Below are 227 nucleotides of genomic sequence, written 5' to 3'. Positions count from 1 at the left end.
GTACACGTCTATGATAATGGAAGAGGTCAGCTGGTTGCCTGGGTTGAGAATTTTGCCATTTCAGCTTTAACAGCTCCTATTGCTAATTTCTCATCTGTAGCTGCTGGTTCAAATCTCGTACCTCCAATCTCTGGGGCTATTGATGCCATTACAGATGACGGAATTCAGACATTCACAAATACCTATAAAGCTACCAAAGTCAAAGTGCCGGTTGCTGCAAGGAAAAC

General features: G+C 43.2%; 1 protein-coding gene. It reads left to right on the top strand.

The window, feature by feature from the left end:
* The coding region (locus tag SSIN_RS10635; protein ID WP_037614409.1) for a hypothetical protein at positions 1-227 on the top strand (227 nt) is incomplete at both ends.

Source organism: Streptococcus sinensis, from assembly GCF_000767835.1.
In the GTDB taxonomy this organism is placed as follows: Bacteria; Bacillota; Bacilli; order Lactobacillales; family Streptococcaceae; genus Streptococcus; species Streptococcus sinensis.
Note: the sequence above shows the minus strand (reverse complement) of the source record. Positions and strands in the feature narration are given on the sequence as shown.